Below are 14,336 nucleotides of genomic sequence, written 5' to 3'. Positions count from 1 at the left end.
GAGTCGATTCGTGCATCTTGACCCTTCCCCCTCCCACGGCGGACCGGCCGCCGTCAGTGCTGATGTCCGTCGGCCCGACGGGGGCCGGCGGGCCCTGCGGATCGGGCTCGGCGGGCCCGTCGGGTCGGGGAAGACCGCCACCGTCGCGGCCCTCTGCCGGGCCCTGCGGGACGAGGTGTCCCTGGCCGTCGTCACCAACGACATCTACACCCGGGAGGACGCCGAGTTCCTGCTCCGTGAGGCCGTCCTGCCTCCCGAGCGCATCACCGCCGTCGAGACCGGGGCCTGCCCGCACACCGCGATCCGGGACGACATCTCCGCGAACCTGGAAGCGGTGGAGGACCTCGAGGACGAGGCCGGCCCGCTGGACCTGATCCTCGTCGAGTCAGGCGGGGACAACCTCACCGCCACCTTCTCCAGAGGGCTCGTCGACGCCCAGATCTTCGTCATCGACGTGGCCGGCGGGGACGACATCCCGCGCAAGGGCGGACCCGGCGTGACCACCGCGGACCTCCTGGTCGTCAACAAGACCGACCTCGCCCCGTACGTCGGCTCGGACCTCGCCCGCATGGCCGCCGACGCCAGGGCCCAGCGGGCCCGTCTTCCCGTGGTGTTCCAGTCGCTGCGCGGCGAGGACGGGGCCCGGGACGTCGCCGACTGGGTGCGGGAGCGGCTCGCCGCGTGGGTGGCGTGAACACCGCCGGCGTACGGGCCGTCGCCCGCGTCCGCGCCTGCCCCGACGGCCGGGGCGGGACCTGCCTGCCCGTCCTGGAGAGCGACGGGCCACTGGCCCTGCGGCGGACCCGGGGGAGGGGCACCGAGGCGCAGGTCCTGCTCGTCGGCGCCATGAGCGGCCCCCTCGGCGGGGACCGTCTCGCGGTGCGGGCGGATGTCCGGCCGGGTGCCCGCCTCCGGGTCGGGTCGGCCGCCGCGACCCTCGCCCTCCCCGGCCAGCAGGCGGGCGAGGCGCGCTACGACGTACGCCTCACCGTCGCAGACGGAGGCGAACTTCACTGGCTGCCCGAGCAGTTGGTCTCCGTCAGGGGAAGCGAGCTGCTGGTCACCACGCGCGCCGACCTCGACCGCGGGGCCCGGCTCGTGCTCCGCGAGGAACAGGTGCTGGGGCGGGCCGGGGAGGAACCCGGACGGCTCACATCCCGTCTGACCGTGCGGATCGCGGGGCGAACCGTCCTCGATCAGCAACTGGCCTGCGGTCCTGGGGCGCCCGGTGGCTGGGACGGTCCGGCCGTGCTGGGCGGACTGCGAGCTGTCGGCCAGCTCGTCGTGGTGCGACCCGGGTTCGAGGACAAGCCGGTCACCGCGAGAGCGCTGGGAGAGGGCGCCGCCGTCCTGCCTCTCCCGGGTCCCGCCGCGCTGGTGACCGCCGTGGCACCGGACGCGCTGCGGCTGCGCCGCCTCCTCGACGGGGCATCGGCCCTCTTCGGCCCTGCGTCCGATTGATGGAACCTGCTTATCCGGTTATCGGATTGACAAAGAAGGCGCACCGCCCCTGTTCCCGGGAACCCCCGAGCGGCGAGGATCCCCCGTGTCCATCACAACCACGAACGGGGAGGCACCACTTGAGGGCCAGCAGACCGAAGAAGCGGGCGGGGGCGCTCGGTTCGGCCGGAGTGCTCGTCGTGGCCACACTCGTCGCCGGCGCCGTCGCGGCTCCCACGGCGAACGCCACGGCGCCCACGGCGACTGAGCACCACGGCAAGGACCGCGAGGCCAGGGGTGTCGCCGTCGCCGCGGCCCGGGCCGCCGGGCGCGGCATCGACTGGCAGGACTGCCCCGCCGACTGGAACCTGGCCAAGCCCATCCAGTGCGGCTGGGTCTCGGTACCCCTGGACTACGCCAAGCCGTACGGCAAGCAGATCAAGCTCGCCGTCGACCGCATAGGCAGCACCGGCACCAGCAGCGAGCGACAGGGCGCGCTGCTGTACAACCCCGGCGGCCCCGGCGGCTCGGGCCTGCGCTTCCCCGCCCGGGTCACCGGGAAGAACCCCGTCTGGGCCAACACGGCCAAGGCGTACGACTTCGTGGGCTTCGACCCGCGCGGCGTGGGCAAGTCGGCGCCCATCTCCTGTGCCGACCCGCAGGAGTTCGTCAAGGCGCCCAAGATGGACCCCGTGCCCCGCGACGAGGCCGACAAGCTGGCTCAGCGCAAGCTCGCCCGTGAGTACGCCGAGGGCTGCTACGAGCGCAGCGGCGAGATGCTGCCGCACATGACGACGCCGAACACCGCGCGCGACCTCGACGTCATCCGCGCCGCCCTCGGCGAGAAGAAGCTCAACTTCCTCGGCGTCTCCTACGGCACCTACCTCGGCGCCGTCTACGCCACCCTCTTCCCGGGCCATGTGCGCCGCATGGTCGTCGACAGCGTCGTCAACCCCTCCCGCGAGAAGATCTGGTACCAGGCCAACCTGGACCAGGACGTCGCCTTCGAGGGCCGCTGGAAGGACTGGCAGGACTGGGTCGCCGAGAACGACGCCACCTTCCACCTCGGAACCACCCGCGACGCGGTTCAGGCACAGTGGCTGAAGCTGCGCGCCACCGCCGCGAAGGACCCGATCGGCGGAGTCGTCGGACCCGCCGAGCTGATCGGCTTCTTCCAGAGCGCCCCGTACTACGACTCGGCGTGGATCCCCGTCGCGACCGTCTTCAGCAAGTACGTCGCCGGTGACACCCAGGCGCTCGTCGACGCCGCCGCCCCCGACCTCTCCGACACCGCGGGCAACGCGGCCGCGGAGAACGGCAACGCCGTCTACACGGCCGTGGAGTGCACCGACGCCAAGTGGCCCACCAACTGGCGCACCTGGGACCGGGACAACACGCGGCTGCACCGGGACCACCCGTTCATGACCTGGGCCAACGCCTGGATGAACCTGCCCTGCGCCACCTGGCCGGTCAAGCAGCGGACCCCCGTGGACGTCAGGTCCGGCAAGAACCTGCCCCCGGTGCTGATCGTCCAGTCCGAGCGCGACGCGGCCACCCCGTACACGGGCGCCGTCGAACTGCACCAGCGGCTCAAGGGCTCCCGCCTCGTCACCGAGCGGGACGCCGGATCCCACGGCGTCACCGGCCTGGTCAACCCCTGCGTCAACGACCGGGTGGACGCCTACCTGCTCAACGGACAGCTGGACCGGTCCGACGTGACCTGCGCACCGCACGCCACGCCGAAGCCGTAGCACCTTCCTCCCACGACGCGAGGGGCGGCCGGAGTTTCTCCGGCCGCCCCTCGCCCGTGTGTCCGGCCGGATCAGTTCCGCGGCAGACGCGGGAACCGGCGCTTCTCCTCCGCCCTGCGGTCGGCCTCCCCGGCCTTGGCGGCGGCGGCGTACTGGTCGACGTACTCCTGCCCGGACAGGGTGAGGATGGCGTACATGATCTCGTCGGTGACGGCGCGCAGCACCGCCTTCTCGTTCTCCATCCCCTCGTAGCGCGAGAAGTCCAGCGGTTCGCCGAAGCGGATCACCACGGGGTGGATCCGGGGGATCACCTTGCCGGGCGGCTGCGCCTCGAACGTGCCGATCATCGCGCAGGGAACCACCGGGACGCCCGCCCGGAGGGCCATCACCGCGACGCCCACCTTGCCCTTGTAGAGGCGTCCGTCGTGCGAGCGCGTGCCCTCCGGGTAGATGCCGAGCAGTTCCCCCTTGCTCAGCACCCCGAGTCCCTCGCGGATGGCGGCCTGCCCGGCCTCCTTGCCGGAGCGGTCGACGGGGATCTGTCCCGCGCTGCGGAAGAAGAACGCCGTCAGCCGGCCCTTGAGGCCGGGACCGGTGAAGTACTCGGCCTTGGCGAGGAAGGTGATGCGCCGTTTGAGGACGGCCGGCATCAGGAAGTGGTCCGAGAACGACAGGTGGTTGCCCGCCACGATGGCGGCGCCGGACGACGGAACACGCTCCAGGCCCTCTATCCGCGGCCGGAAGGTCAGTCTCAGCAGCGGGCCCAACAGCACGTATTTGAGCAAGTAGTAGAACAAAAGCACGCTCCTCGACTCTGACGAACGGGCAGTGCCGCCGCGTTCCAGCAGGTCGTCCGGCACGTCGTGAGGTGCCAGTCTAGGACCGCGCGGCACGGCCCGGCACCACGTCGGGCGCGACGGGAACGGACCGGCCGGACGGCCGGACCCGCCGGCGGGCGTACCGCGGGGAGTAGGCTCCACGGCATGCGGATCTCCGTCTCCTCCGACATGGACGAACCCGTGGCCCGCGCCCTCCTCACCGAACTGCGCGACCGCGGCCACGAGGTGAGCGCGCACGGCGCGCTGAGCCCCGGGGACGACCCGGGGTGGGCGGTCTGCTCCGCGGCGGCGGCGCGTGAGGTCGCCGACGGAACGGCCGACCAGGCGGTGGTGTGCTGCTGGACCGGCACGGGCGCCTCGATCGCCGCCAACAAGGTGCCCGGCGTGCGCGCCGCCCTGTGCACGGACGCCTACACGGCGGACGGCGCGCGCCGCTGGAACGACGCCAACGTCCTGGCGCTCAGCCTGCGGCTGACGTCCGCCCCGCTGCTCGGGGAGATCCTCGACGCCTGGTTCGCGGCCTCGCCCAGCGACGACCTCGAGGACCGGCGCAACGTGGAACGCACGGCAGGCCTCGACCGCACCCGCGCCGGTTCCTGACCGGCGACCGGCGCCGCCTCGTCGGCCACCGCCTCACTCCATCGGTGCGGCCAGTGACTGCTCCGCCCAGATGATCTTCCCGTCGGGGACGAACCGCGTACCCCACCGCTGGGCCAGCTGGGAGACCAGCAGAAGTCCGCGTCCGCCCTCGTCCATCGCGCGGGGATGACGCAGATGCGGCGCGGTGGCGCCACCGTCGAGGACCTCGCAGACCAGGGCGCGCTCACGGATCAGCCGCAGCGTGACCGGCCCGGTGGCGTGCCGGATGGCGTTGGTGACCAGTTCACTCACGAGCAGTTCCGTGGTGAAGGCCAGCTCGTCCAGCCCCCAGCGGGTCAGTTGCCGGGTGGTGGCCCTGCGCGCCTCGGCCACCAGGGCCGGATCCGCCGGCAGCTCGCGGACCGCGACCTGTTCCGGGGCGAGACGCCTGGTACGGGCCAGCAGCAGGGCCACGTCGTCGTACGGACGGGCCGGAACCAGCGCGTCGACGACGGCCCGGCACCCCCGCTCGAGGTCGGCCGGCGCCCCGGCCAGCGCACGCCGCAGCCGCTCCCGGTCCGCGTCGACGGACCAGGAGTCCCCACGGGCGAGCAGACCGTCCGTGTGCAGGGCGAGCGTGCTGCCCTCGGCCAGGGTCAGTTCCACCGCCTCGAACGGCGGGCCGCCCACACCGAGCGCCGGTCCCTGCGGAAGGTCGACGAAGGCCACCGTGCCGTCCGGTGCCACCACGGCGGGCGCCGGGTGACCGGCGGCGGCCATCGCGCACCGGCCGTCGACCGGGTCGTACACGACGTACAGGCAGCCGGCCCCCAGCGACCGGCCGGGGTCGTCCCCGGGCTCCGCCTCGCCCTCGCCCTCGTCCCGCGCCGACCGGGAGGCCAGGTCGTCCAGGTGGGCGAGCACCTCCTCGGGCGGCAGATCGATCGCGGCCAGCGTCCGTACGGCCGTGCGCAGCCGCCCCATGGCCGCGGCGGCGTCGATGCCGTGCCCCGGTACCTCGCCGACGACCAGGGCGACGCGGGCGCCCGACAGCGGGATGAGGTCGTACCAGTCGCCGCCGAGGCCGGTCAGCTCGTCGGCCGGGCGGTAGCACGCGGACACCTCGACGGCGTCCTGCGCGGGCAGCCGGCGGGGGAGCAGGCTGCGCTGGAGGGTGAGCGCGGCGTCCCGCTCGCGGGTGTAGCGCCGGGCGTTGTCCACACTGACGGCGGCGCGGGAGACGAGGTCCTCCGCGAGACTGAGGTCGTCCGCGTCGAACGGGTTCTCGCGGCGGCGCCGGAAGAACGTGGTGAGGCCCAGGGTGACGCCCCGGGCCCGGACCGGGACGATCATCACGCTCTGCAGACCCAGCTCCAGGAAGGTGTGCTCCCGGTCGCCCGGCGTGACGGCGGCCCACTCCAGGGCGAGCGGGTCGAGCTGCTCCTGACGCCAGGGCCGGCCCGTGGTCAGGCAGCGCACGGGCGGGGAATCCGCCCGGTAGGTCACGACCGCGCCGGTGTCGACGGCCGTCCGCGGCAGGTCCTCGTAGGCTGAGCGGTGGCCCGCCCGGCGCAGGGGCACCCGATCGCGGTCGCCGACGGGTCCCGGCGGGAGCTCGGCGGCGCGCAGCACCGTCTCCAGCAGGTCCACGGTGACGAAGTCCGCGAGGCCCGGCACGGCGACGTCCGCCAGTTCCTGCGCGGTGCTCGTGATGTCGAGGGAGCGGCCGATGTGCCCGCCGGCCCGGTCGAGCAGGGCGAGGCGCTGCCGGGCGCGGTGCCACTCGGTGACGTCCACGACCGTGTAGTACACGCCCATCGGGCGGCCCCGGTCGTCGTCGAGGCGGGTGAAGGACAGCATGTGCGCGGTCTCGCGCAGCGGCGCCGACCGTACGCGGCCGACGTGCTCGTAGCCGACCACCTGCTCGCCGGTCTCCAGCACGTGCCGCATCTGCGCCTCGACGGCCTCGGCGTCCATACCCGGCTGGACGTCGGCGTGCCGCAGACCCAGCCGCCGCTCCGCCGGGCCGCCGCCGAACTGCTCGAGCGCGGCGTTGGACCACACGAAGCGCAGGTCCGTGTCCATGATCGCGATGCCGATCGCCGACCCGGCGACCATCTGCTCCAGCACGGTGCGGCTCATGTCCCAGCCGGCCGTACCGGCCGCCCCGGACAGCAGCACCAGCAGCGACGTCCGGCCCCTCGGCTCCACGGCCGGCGTGACCCGCACCATCATCGCGACCGGGCGCCCGTCCCGGTGCAGCGCCGTCATCAGCCCCGTCCAGTCCCCTCCCGACCGGCACCGCTCGACCAGGTCCGGCACCCGCTCGGCGTCGTCGGAGGTCAGCAGCTCGGAGAACTTCCGCCCCACCACCTCCCGGGCGCCGTACCCCAGCATCCGTTCGGCGTGACCGGTCCAGCTGGTCACCATGCCGTGCGGGTCGAGCAACAGGGGAGCGGCGTCGGCCACGTCATACCCCTGCCGGGCAGCGTCCTGCTCGTTGTGTCCGCCCACGGCCGACCTCTCTGTCGCTGAGAGTGGTCTACCACCTCTTGTCCCCATCTTCACCCTTGACGGGGGCGGGGGCTTGCCGGGCGGGGCAGGACGGTGCCGTGCACGGCCGGCGGGCCGACCGGCCGGGCACGGCACCGGGTGTCTCAGGCGTGCGCGGTGAGCACCTTCTCCAGGGTGCGCAGGGCGCCCTGGAGTTCCTCCGCCGTGATGGTCAGGGGCGGGGCCAGCCGGATGGTGGAGCCGTGGGTGTCCTTGACCAGGACGCCCTCGCGCATGAGGCGCTCGCTGATCTCGCGGCCGGTCCCGATCGCCGGGTCCACGTCCACGCCCGCCCACAGGCCGCGGGAACGGAAGCCGACGACGCCCTTGCCGACCAGCGACTCCAGGCCCTCGCGCAGCACCTCGCCCAGGTCCGCGGCCCGGCGCTGGAACTCACCCGTCTCCAGCAGCTCCACCACCGCCGTGCCGACCGCAGCGGCCAGCGGATTGCCGCCGAAGGTCGACCCGTGCTCACCGGGGTGCAGCACCTGGAGCACCTCCCGCCGGGCCACCACCGCCGACACCGGGACGATGCCGCCGCCCAGCGCCTTGCCGAGCAGGACCACGTCCGGGACGACCGACTCGTGGTCGACGGCGAGCGTGCGGCCCGTGCGGCCGAGGCCCGACTGGATCTCGTCCGCGACGAACAGGCACCCCTCGCGGCGGGTCAGTTCCCGCACGCCGGCGAGGTAGCCGTCGTCCGGGACGATCACACCCGCCTCGCCCTGCACCGGCTCGATCAGCACCGCCGCCGTCGTCTCGTCGACCGCCGCCTCCAGCGCCGCGAGGTCGTTGTACGGCACCACGCGGAAGCCCGGGGTGAAGGGGCCGAACCCGGCGCGGGCCACCTCGTCCGTCGAGAAGCTCACGATCGTCGTCGTGCGGCCGTGGAAGTTGTCGGCGGCCACCACGATCGTCGCCCGGTCGGCCGGGACGCCCTTGACGTCGTAGGCCCACTTGCGGGCCACCTTCACCCCACTCTCCACCGCCTCCGCGCCGGTGTTCATCGGCAGCACCATGTCCAGCCCGGTCAGGGCGGCCAGCCGCTCCGCGAACTCCGCGAGCCGGTCGTTGTGGAACGCGCGCGAGGTCAGGGTGAGCCGGTCGAGCTGGCGGTGCGCCGCCTCGATCAGCGCGGGATGCCGGTGGCCGAAGTTGAGCGCCGAGTAGCCGGCCAGCATGTCGAGGTACCGCCGGCCCTCCACGTCCTCCACCCAGGTGCCCTCCGCGCGGGAGACGACCACGGGCAGCGGATGGTAGTTGTGCGCGAGGACCGGCTCCTCCGCGCCGATCAGCTCGGCGGACGTACGCGCGGGGACGACAGAGGTCATGAGCGGATCTCCTGAGTGCAGCACTTGATGCCCCCGCCCGCCTTGTGGAACTCGGACAGGTCGACGGGGACGGGAACATAACCGCGGTCGGCGAGCCGGCCGGCGAGGGCCGTCGCCTCCGGCGCGATGAAGACGTGGCGTCCGTCGGAGACGGAGTTCAGGCCGAACGCCATCGCGTCCTCACGGGTCGCGGTCACCGCGTCCGGATACAGCCGTTCGAGCACCTCGCGGCTGCCCGGCGAGAACGCGTCGGGGTAGTACGCGACGTTCTCGTCGTCCAGGACGAACAGCGCCGTGTCCAGGTGGTAGAAGTACGGGTCCACCAGCGTCAGGCCGATCACCGGTATGCCGAAGAACTCCTGCACCTCGCGGTGCGCCTCCCGGGTGGTGCGGAACCCGGTGCCCGCGAGGATCCAGCGCCCGGCGGGCACCAGGTCGCCCTCGCCCTCGCACACCGACTCGGGATGCTGGACGTCGAAGCCCTCGGACTTGAACCACGCCTCGTACGGCACGGACTCCGGGCGCCGCTCGGGCGCGCAGAAGAGGGAGCCGAAGACACGGCCCTCCACGACGACCGCCGCGTTCGCGGCGAACACCATGTCGGGCAGTCCGGGCTCCGGGTTCACGGTCTCCACGGTATGGCCGTGGTCGCGGTAGGTGGCGACCAGCGTCCGCCACTGGCGCTGGGCGAGGGAGACGTCGACGGGACGGTCGGGGTGCATCCAGGGGTTGATCGCGTACCGGACGGCGAAGTGTCTGGGTTCGCAGACGAGGTATCGCCGACGGCGCGCCACACGGGATCCGGGCACAGAGGGGTTCCTCCGCTTCCACGCGGTGCCGACAGGGGGTGCCTCCACGGTAGGAACCGACCCGGACGGACGACAAGGAACGAGAGCTGCGCGTTCACGCAGGATCACTGCGTGTTCACGCCGCTCAACGCACGTCTGATGCGCCGTCCGGCGCGGGCTGGGTCACTCCCGCCTCAGGACTGTCCGGCAGCAGATGGGACAGCACCATCACGCTGATCGTCTTGCGGATGAACGGCTCCTGGCGGATCCGCTCCAGCACCTCCTCGAAGTGCTCCACGTCCCGCGCCCGCACGTGCAGCAGCGCGTCCGCGCCACCGGTCACCGTCATCGCGGCGGCGATCTCCGGATGGTTGCGCACCACCTCCGCCAGCCGCCGGGGCGGCGCCGCCCCCTCGCAGTACACCTCGACGTACGCCTCCGTGCGCCAGCCCAGCGCCGACGGCCGCACCGTCGCCGTGAACCCGGTGATCACCCCGGTCTCGCGCAGCCGGTCCACCCGGCGCTTGACCGCCGTCGACGACAGCCCGATGGCCGCGCCGATCTCCGCGAAGGACGTCCTGGCGTTCGCCATCAGGGCGGTGACGATCTTCCGGTCGAGCTCGTCGAACGCCGTGGGCCTGCTGTTCATGCGGGCACTGTATCCAGCGGCGTCCGCTCGTCCCCGGCCCCGGCGGCCGGGCGGCGCACCGGCGGGTACGCCCGCGTCCGGCACGTGTCCAGACGCGGAAATCACCCCTACACTCCACCTTCATGCTGCGCGCCCTCGCCGTCGACGACGAACGTCCCTCCCTGGAGGAACTGCTGTACCTGCTGAACGCGGACCCGCGCATCGGCAGCGCCGAGGGCGCGGGGGACGCCACCGAGGCGCTGCGCCGCATCAACCGCGCCCTGGAATCGGGACCCGACGGGCCCGAGGCCATCGACGTGGTCTTCCTCGACATCCAGATGCCCGGACTCGACGGCCTCGACCTCGCCCGGCTGCTCAGCGGGTTCGCCCGGCCGCCGCTCATCGTGTTCGTCACCGCCCACGAGGACTTCGCCGTCCAGGCCTTCGACCTCAAGGCCGTCGACTACGTTCTCAAACCGGTCCGCAAGGAACGCCTGGCCGAGGCCGTCCGCCGTGCCGCCGCCCAGCGCGGCACGGCCCCGCGCGACACCGCCCCGCGCATCCCCGTGCACGAACCCGATCCCGACCACATAGCCGTCGAGCTCGGCGGCGTCACCCGCTTCGTCGCCGTCGACGACATCACCCACGTCGAGGCCCAGGGCGACTACGCCCGCCTGCACACGGACCGGGGCAGCCACCTCGTGCGGATCCCGCTGTCCACGCTGGAGGAACGCTGGCGCTCCCGCGGCTTCGTCCGCATCCACCGCCGCCATCTGGTCGCCCTGCGCCACATCGGCGAGCTCCGGCTCGACGCGGGCACCGTGAGCGTCCTGATCGGCGCCGAGGAACTCCAGGTCAGCCGGCGGCACGCCCGTGAGCTGCGGGACCTGCTGATGCGCCGGACCACGAGCTAGACAGGGGGAGCACGCATGCCCCAGGACCCGACCGAACGCCGCGTGGTCGTCACCGGCCCGCCCCGCCGCACCGGCCGCGCCTCCGGCCACTACCGCCCGCGCACCGAGATCGACGAGCAGACCACCCTCGGCCACACCTACGTGCGTTCCCTGATGCGCATCCAGCTCCGCGCCGGCCTCACCGTCTTCGCCGTGCTCGCGCTGCTCATCGGTCCGCTCCCGCTGGTCTTCGCCGCCGCCCCCGACGCCCGCCTGGAGTGGGCGGTGCTCGGCTTCGGCCTCTACCCGCCCCTGGTCCTGCTCGCCCGCTGGTACGTACGCCGCGCCGAACGCAACGAACGCGACTTCGTGCGGCTCGTCGAGGACCGCTGAGACCGGGGACCGGCACCACCGTGAACTCCGCCTACGCCGTCACCGCCGTCGTGCTCGTCGCCCTCGCGACCGTCCTCGTCGGCGCCTTCGGCCTGCGCATATCCCGCACCACCTCCGACTTCTACGTCGCGTCCCGCACCGTCGGCCCCCGCCTCAACGCCGCCGCCATCAGCGGCGAGTACCTCTCCGCCGCCTCCTTCCTGGGCATCGCCGGGCTCGTCCTGGTCCAGGGGCCGGACATGTTGTGGTACCCGGTCGGCTACACCGCGGGCTATCTGGTCCTGCTGCTGTTCGTCGCCGCCCCCCTGCGCCGCTCCGGCGCCTACACCCTGCCCGACTTCGCCGAGGCCCGGCTCGCCTCGCACGCCGTGCGGCGGCTCGCGGGCGGCCTCGTCGTCGGCGTCGGCTGGCTGTATCTGCTGCCCCAGCTCCAGGGCGCCGGGCTCACCCTGACGGTGCTCACCGGCGCGCCCGACTGGCTCGGTGCGGTCATCGTCGCCGTCGTGGTGACCGTCATCGTCGCCGCGGGCGGCATGCGCAGCATCACCTTCGTCCAGGCCTTCCAGTACTGGCTGAAACTGACCGCCCTGCTCGTCCCGGCCCTCTTCCTCGTCCTCGCCTGGCAGAGCGACGGCGCGCCCAGCCACGCCTTCGACGAACCGGCGGCCTTCCGCGAACAGCGGGTGGTCCGCGTCGACGACACCGTCGACCTCCGGCTCGCCGAGCCCCTCACCGTGACGGTGGACGGCACCGTCGACGGCCTCGCGCACGACGGCACCGACGTCAGCCTGCCCGCCGGCACCCACCGCATCGACGGCGGTACCCGCCTCACCTTCGCCGAGGGCGCCGCCGTCCCCGACGCCGGACGCGGCGCCGACGACGCCCTGTCGCCCTCCCGCGCCGAGTCGCGCGAGGAACGCCCGCTGTACGCCACGTACGGCCTGATCCTCGCCACCTTCTTCGGCACCATGGGCCTGCCGCACGTCGTCGTCCGCTTCTACACCAGCCCGCACGGCGTGGCCGCCCGCCGCACCACCGTCGCCGTCCTCGGCCTGATCGGCGCCTTCTACCTGCTCCCGCCGGTCTACGGCGCCCTCGGCCGGCTGTACGCCCCCGACCTGACCCTCACCGGTGACGCGGACGCCGCCGTCCTGCTGCTGCCCGGCCGGATGATCGGCGGAACGGGCGGCGACCTCCTCGGCGCGCTCGTCGCCGGCGGCGCCTTCGCGGCGTTCCTGTCGACGGCCTCCGGACTCACCATGGCCGTCGCGGGAGTGCTCACCCAGGACGTGCTCCCCTCCCGGGGCGTGCGGCACTTCCGGCTCGGCACCGTGCTCGCGATGGCCGTCCCGCTCGGCGCGAGCGCCCTGGTCGGCGGACTGCCGGTGGCCGACGCCGTGGGGCTCGCCTTCGCCGTGTCGGCGTCCTCGTTCTGCCCGCTGCTCGTCCTCGGCATCTGGTGGCGCCGGCTCACCCCGCCGGGCGCGGCCGCCGGGATGCTGGTAGGCGGCGGCTCCGCGTTCCTCGCCGTCGCCGCGACCATGGCCGGCTACCCGGGCGCGGGGCCCTGGCACGCCCTCCTCGCCTGGCCCGCGCTGTGGTCGGTGCCGCTGGGCTTCCTCACCATGATCCTGGTGTCCCTGGCCACGCCCGGCCGGGTGCCGCCCGGGACGGCGGCGGTGCTGGCCCGCTTCCACCTGCCCGAGGAACTGCGTACGGAGGTGTCCGCATGAGCGGCTTCCTCGCCGGTCTGCTGGTCGCCGTACTGCCGCTGCTGGCGGCCGGATTCTGGATCGGCCGGCGCACCGCACGGCCCGCCAGCCTCGCCGGACTCGGCACCCCCGTCGAGCACGCCACCTTCGAGACCCTGCACACCGCCTCGCTGGCCACACCCCCGCTCCGCGCGGGCCTGACCGAGGAGACCGCCGGGAAGTCCGCCCGCAAACTGCGCTCCCTGCTGGGCACGGACGCCCTGTGCCTCACCGACCGCGAACAGGTCCTCGTCTGGGACGGTGCCGGCGCCCACCACCGCACCGAGATCATGGAACGCCTGACCGGCCCTCTCGACACCGGCCGCGGCGAGGCCTTCCCGCTCACCTGCGACACCCCCGACTGCACCGTGCGCTGGGCCGTGGTCGCCCCGCTCACCGTCGACGACCGGGTGCACGGAGCGCTCGTCGCCTGTGCGCCCCGCGAGTCCGCCGTCCTGGTGCGGGCCGCCGGCGAGGTCGCCCGATGGGTGTCCGTCCAGCTCGAACTGGCCGACCTCGACCAGTCCCGCACCCGCCTCATCGAGGCCGAGATCAGGGCCCTGCGGGCGCAGATCTCGCCCCACTTCATCTTCAACTCGCTGGCCGTGATCGCCTCGTTCGTGCGCACCGACCCCGAGCGTGCCCGCGAACTGCTGCTGGAGTTCGCCGACTTCACCCGCTACTCGTTCCGCCGGCACGGCGACTTCACCACCCTCGCCGACGAACTCCACGCCATCGACCACTACCTGGCACTGGTCCGGGCACGCTTCGGCGACCGCCTCTCCGTCACCCTGCAGATCGCCCCGGAGGTGCTGCCGGTCGCGCTGCCCTTCCTCTGCCTCCAGCCGCTGGTGGAGAACGCCGTCAAGCACGGCCTGGAGGGCAAGGCCGACAAGTGCCACATCCAGATCACCGCGCAGGACGCCGGTGCCGAGGCCCTCGTCGTCATCGAGGACGACGGCGCCGGGATGGACCCGGGCCTGCTGCGCCGCATCCTTGCCCGCGAGGCCAGCCCCACCGGCGGCATCGGGCTGTCCAACGTCGACGACCGGCTCCGCCAGACCTACGGCGACGACCACGGCCTCGTCATCGAGACGGCCGTGGGCGCCGGCATGAAGATCACCGTCCGGCTGCCGAAGTACCAGCCGGGCGTCCACCTGACGGGGCGGCTCACCCCGAGGTGAGGCCCGCCGCCCCCAGCGCTCCTCAGGTGCTGCGGGTGGCCACCATCCCGAGCGTGATCAGGCCGAGGACGACCCAGCCGAACCACAGCCAGCCGTTGCTCCCGAGCGCCACCGTGTACGCCGTCACGGCGACCAGGGCGCCGACGGTGAGCACTCCCATGGTCTTCGTCGAGGTGGAACCGTTCGTGGTACCGGGCATCGCAACA

14 protein-coding genes are annotated in these 14,336 nt (G+C 73.2%); 8 read left to right on the top strand and 6 right to left on the bottom strand.

The window, feature by feature from the left end:
- The first annotated feature begins 10 nt into the window (after positions 1-10).
- The 3 genes from ureG (at position 11) to F1615_RS20360 (ending at position 3,191) form a co-directional block, all read left to right on the top strand.
- Positions 11-694, top strand: a complete 684-nt coding sequence (ureG, locus tag F1615_RS20370) for an urease accessory protein UreG (RefSeq protein WP_149550451.1) — start codon at positions 11-13, stop codon at positions 692-694.
- Entirely contained in the window at positions 691-1,461 is a 771-nt protein-coding gene (locus F1615_RS20365; protein WP_149550573.1) for an urease accessory protein UreD, read from the top strand. Before ureG ends, F1615_RS20365 begins: the two co-directional genes overlap by 4 nt.
- 119 nt (positions 1,462-1,580) lie before the next feature.
- The gene (locus F1615_RS20360; RefSeq protein WP_149550450.1) at positions 1,581-3,191 is read left to right on the top strand and encodes an alpha/beta hydrolase; all 1,611 of its coding nucleotides are present in this window, start codon (positions 1,581-1,583) and stop codon (positions 3,189-3,191) included.
- Between the two features lie 71 nt (positions 3,192-3,262).
- Here the strand turns inward: F1615_RS20360 and F1615_RS20355 are convergent, their stop codons facing one another.
- Entirely contained in the window at positions 3,263-3,988 is a 726-nt protein-coding gene (locus tag F1615_RS20355; RefSeq protein WP_149550449.1) for a lysophospholipid acyltransferase family protein, read from the bottom strand.
- 186 nt (positions 3,989-4,174) lie between these two features.
- Between F1615_RS20355 and F1615_RS20350 the strand changes: the two genes are divergently transcribed.
- Positions 4,175-4,630, top strand: coding sequence for an RpiB/LacA/LacB family sugar-phosphate isomerase (locus tag F1615_RS20350; protein ID WP_149550448.1), 456 nt, complete (start codon positions 4,175-4,177; stop codon positions 4,628-4,630).
- Between the two features lie 33 nt (positions 4,631-4,663).
- Here F1615_RS20350 and F1615_RS20345 read toward each other — a convergent pair whose 3' ends face one another.
- From F1615_RS20345 to F1615_RS20330, 4 genes are all read right to left on the bottom strand, one after another.
- On the bottom strand, positions 4,664-7,123 hold the full coding sequence (locus F1615_RS20345; protein ID WP_244328799.1) for a SpoIIE family protein phosphatase: 2,460 nt from the start codon (positions 7,121-7,123) through the stop codon (positions 4,664-4,666).
- A gap of 143 nt (positions 7,124-7,266) precedes the next feature.
- Positions 7,267-8,493 carry an ornithine--oxo-acid transaminase gene (rocD, locus tag F1615_RS20340; protein ID WP_149550446.1) on the bottom strand — a complete coding sequence of 409 codons (1,227 nt, stop codon included), beginning with the start codon at positions 8,491-8,493 and terminating at the stop codon, positions 7,267-7,269.
- Complete coding sequence (gene ddaH / locus F1615_RS20335) at positions 8,490-9,302, bottom strand: dimethylargininase (RefSeq protein WP_149550445.1); 813 nt, start codon at positions 9,300-9,302, stop codon at positions 8,490-8,492. Before ddaH ends, rocD begins: the two co-directional genes overlap by 4 nt.
- A 124-nt stretch (positions 9,303-9,426) precedes the next feature.
- Positions 9,427-9,930 (bottom strand): Lrp/AsnC family transcriptional regulator, encoded by a 504-nt coding sequence (locus tag F1615_RS20330; protein ID WP_037934878.1) that lies wholly within the window; start codon positions 9,928-9,930, stop codon positions 9,427-9,429.
- 122 nt (positions 9,931-10,052) lie between these two features.
- On the opposite strand from F1615_RS20330, the gene F1615_RS20325 reads away from it, so the two are divergent.
- The 4 genes from F1615_RS20325 to F1615_RS20310 are packed head-to-tail and all read left to right on the top strand — an operon-like array spanning position 10,053 to position 14,130.
- Positions 10,053-10,823 (top strand): LytR/AlgR family response regulator transcription factor, encoded by a 771-nt coding sequence (locus tag F1615_RS20325; RefSeq protein ID WP_149550444.1) that lies wholly within the window; start codon positions 10,053-10,055, stop codon positions 10,821-10,823.
- Positions 10,824-10,838: 15 nt separating this feature from the next.
- A complete protein-coding gene (locus F1615_RS20320) occupies positions 10,839-11,195 on the top strand; it encodes a hypothetical protein (protein ID WP_149550443.1) in 357 nt (118 codons plus the stop codon).
- Between the two features lie 20 nt (positions 11,196-11,215).
- A complete protein-coding gene (locus tag F1615_RS20315) occupies positions 11,216-12,928 on the top strand; it encodes a cation acetate symporter (protein ID WP_149550442.1) in 1,713 nt (570 codons plus the stop codon).
- Positions 12,925-14,130 carry a sensor histidine kinase gene (locus F1615_RS20310; RefSeq protein WP_149550441.1) on the top strand — a complete coding sequence of 402 codons (1,206 nt, stop codon included), beginning with the start codon at positions 12,925-12,927 and terminating at the stop codon, positions 14,128-14,130. Before F1615_RS20315 ends, F1615_RS20310 begins: the two co-directional genes overlap by 4 nt.
- A gap of 22 nt (positions 14,131-14,152) precedes the next feature.
- Here the strand turns inward: F1615_RS20310 and F1615_RS20305 are convergent, their stop codons facing one another.
- Positions 14,153-14,329 (bottom strand): membrane protein, encoded by a 177-nt coding sequence (locus tag F1615_RS20305; protein ID WP_037934856.1) that lies wholly within the window; start codon positions 14,327-14,329, stop codon positions 14,153-14,155.
- Positions 14,330-14,336 lie beyond the last annotated feature (7 nt).

It is taken from the genome of Streptomyces marokkonensis (assembly GCF_008312835.1).
GTDB lineage: Bacteria > Actinomycetota > Actinomycetes > Streptomycetales > Streptomycetaceae > Streptomyces > Streptomyces marokkonensis_A.
This window is presented reverse-complemented; position numbering and strand designations above follow the sequence as displayed.

What these genes read in the sequence shown, in the direction of transcription:
- F1615_RS20350 (WP_149550448.1), top strand. Translation starts at nt 4,175, where the DNA reads ATGCGGATCTCCGTCTCCTCCGACATGGACGAACCCGTGGCCCGCGCC.
- rocD (WP_149550446.1), bottom strand. Translation starts at nt 8,493, where the DNA reads ATGACCTCTGTCGTCCCCGCGCGTACGTCCGCCGAGCTGATCGGCGCG.
- F1615_RS20330 (WP_037934878.1), bottom strand. Translation starts at nt 9,930, where the DNA reads ATGAACAGCAGGCCCACGGCGTTCGACGAGCTCGACCGGAAGATCGTC.
- F1615_RS20325 (WP_149550444.1), top strand. Translation starts at nt 10,053, where the DNA reads ATGCTGCGCGCCCTCGCCGTCGACGACGAACGTCCCTCCCTGGAGGAA.
- F1615_RS20320 (WP_149550443.1), top strand. Translation starts at nt 10,839, where the DNA reads ATGCCCCAGGACCCGACCGAACGCCGCGTGGTCGTCACCGGCCCGCCC.
- F1615_RS20310 (WP_149550441.1), top strand. Translation starts at nt 12,925, where the DNA reads ATGAGCGGCTTCCTCGCCGGTCTGCTGGTCGCCGTACTGCCGCTGCTG.
- F1615_RS20305 (WP_037934856.1), bottom strand. Translation starts at nt 14,329, where the DNA reads ATGCCCGGTACCACGAACGGTTCCACCTCGACGAAGACCATGGGAGTG.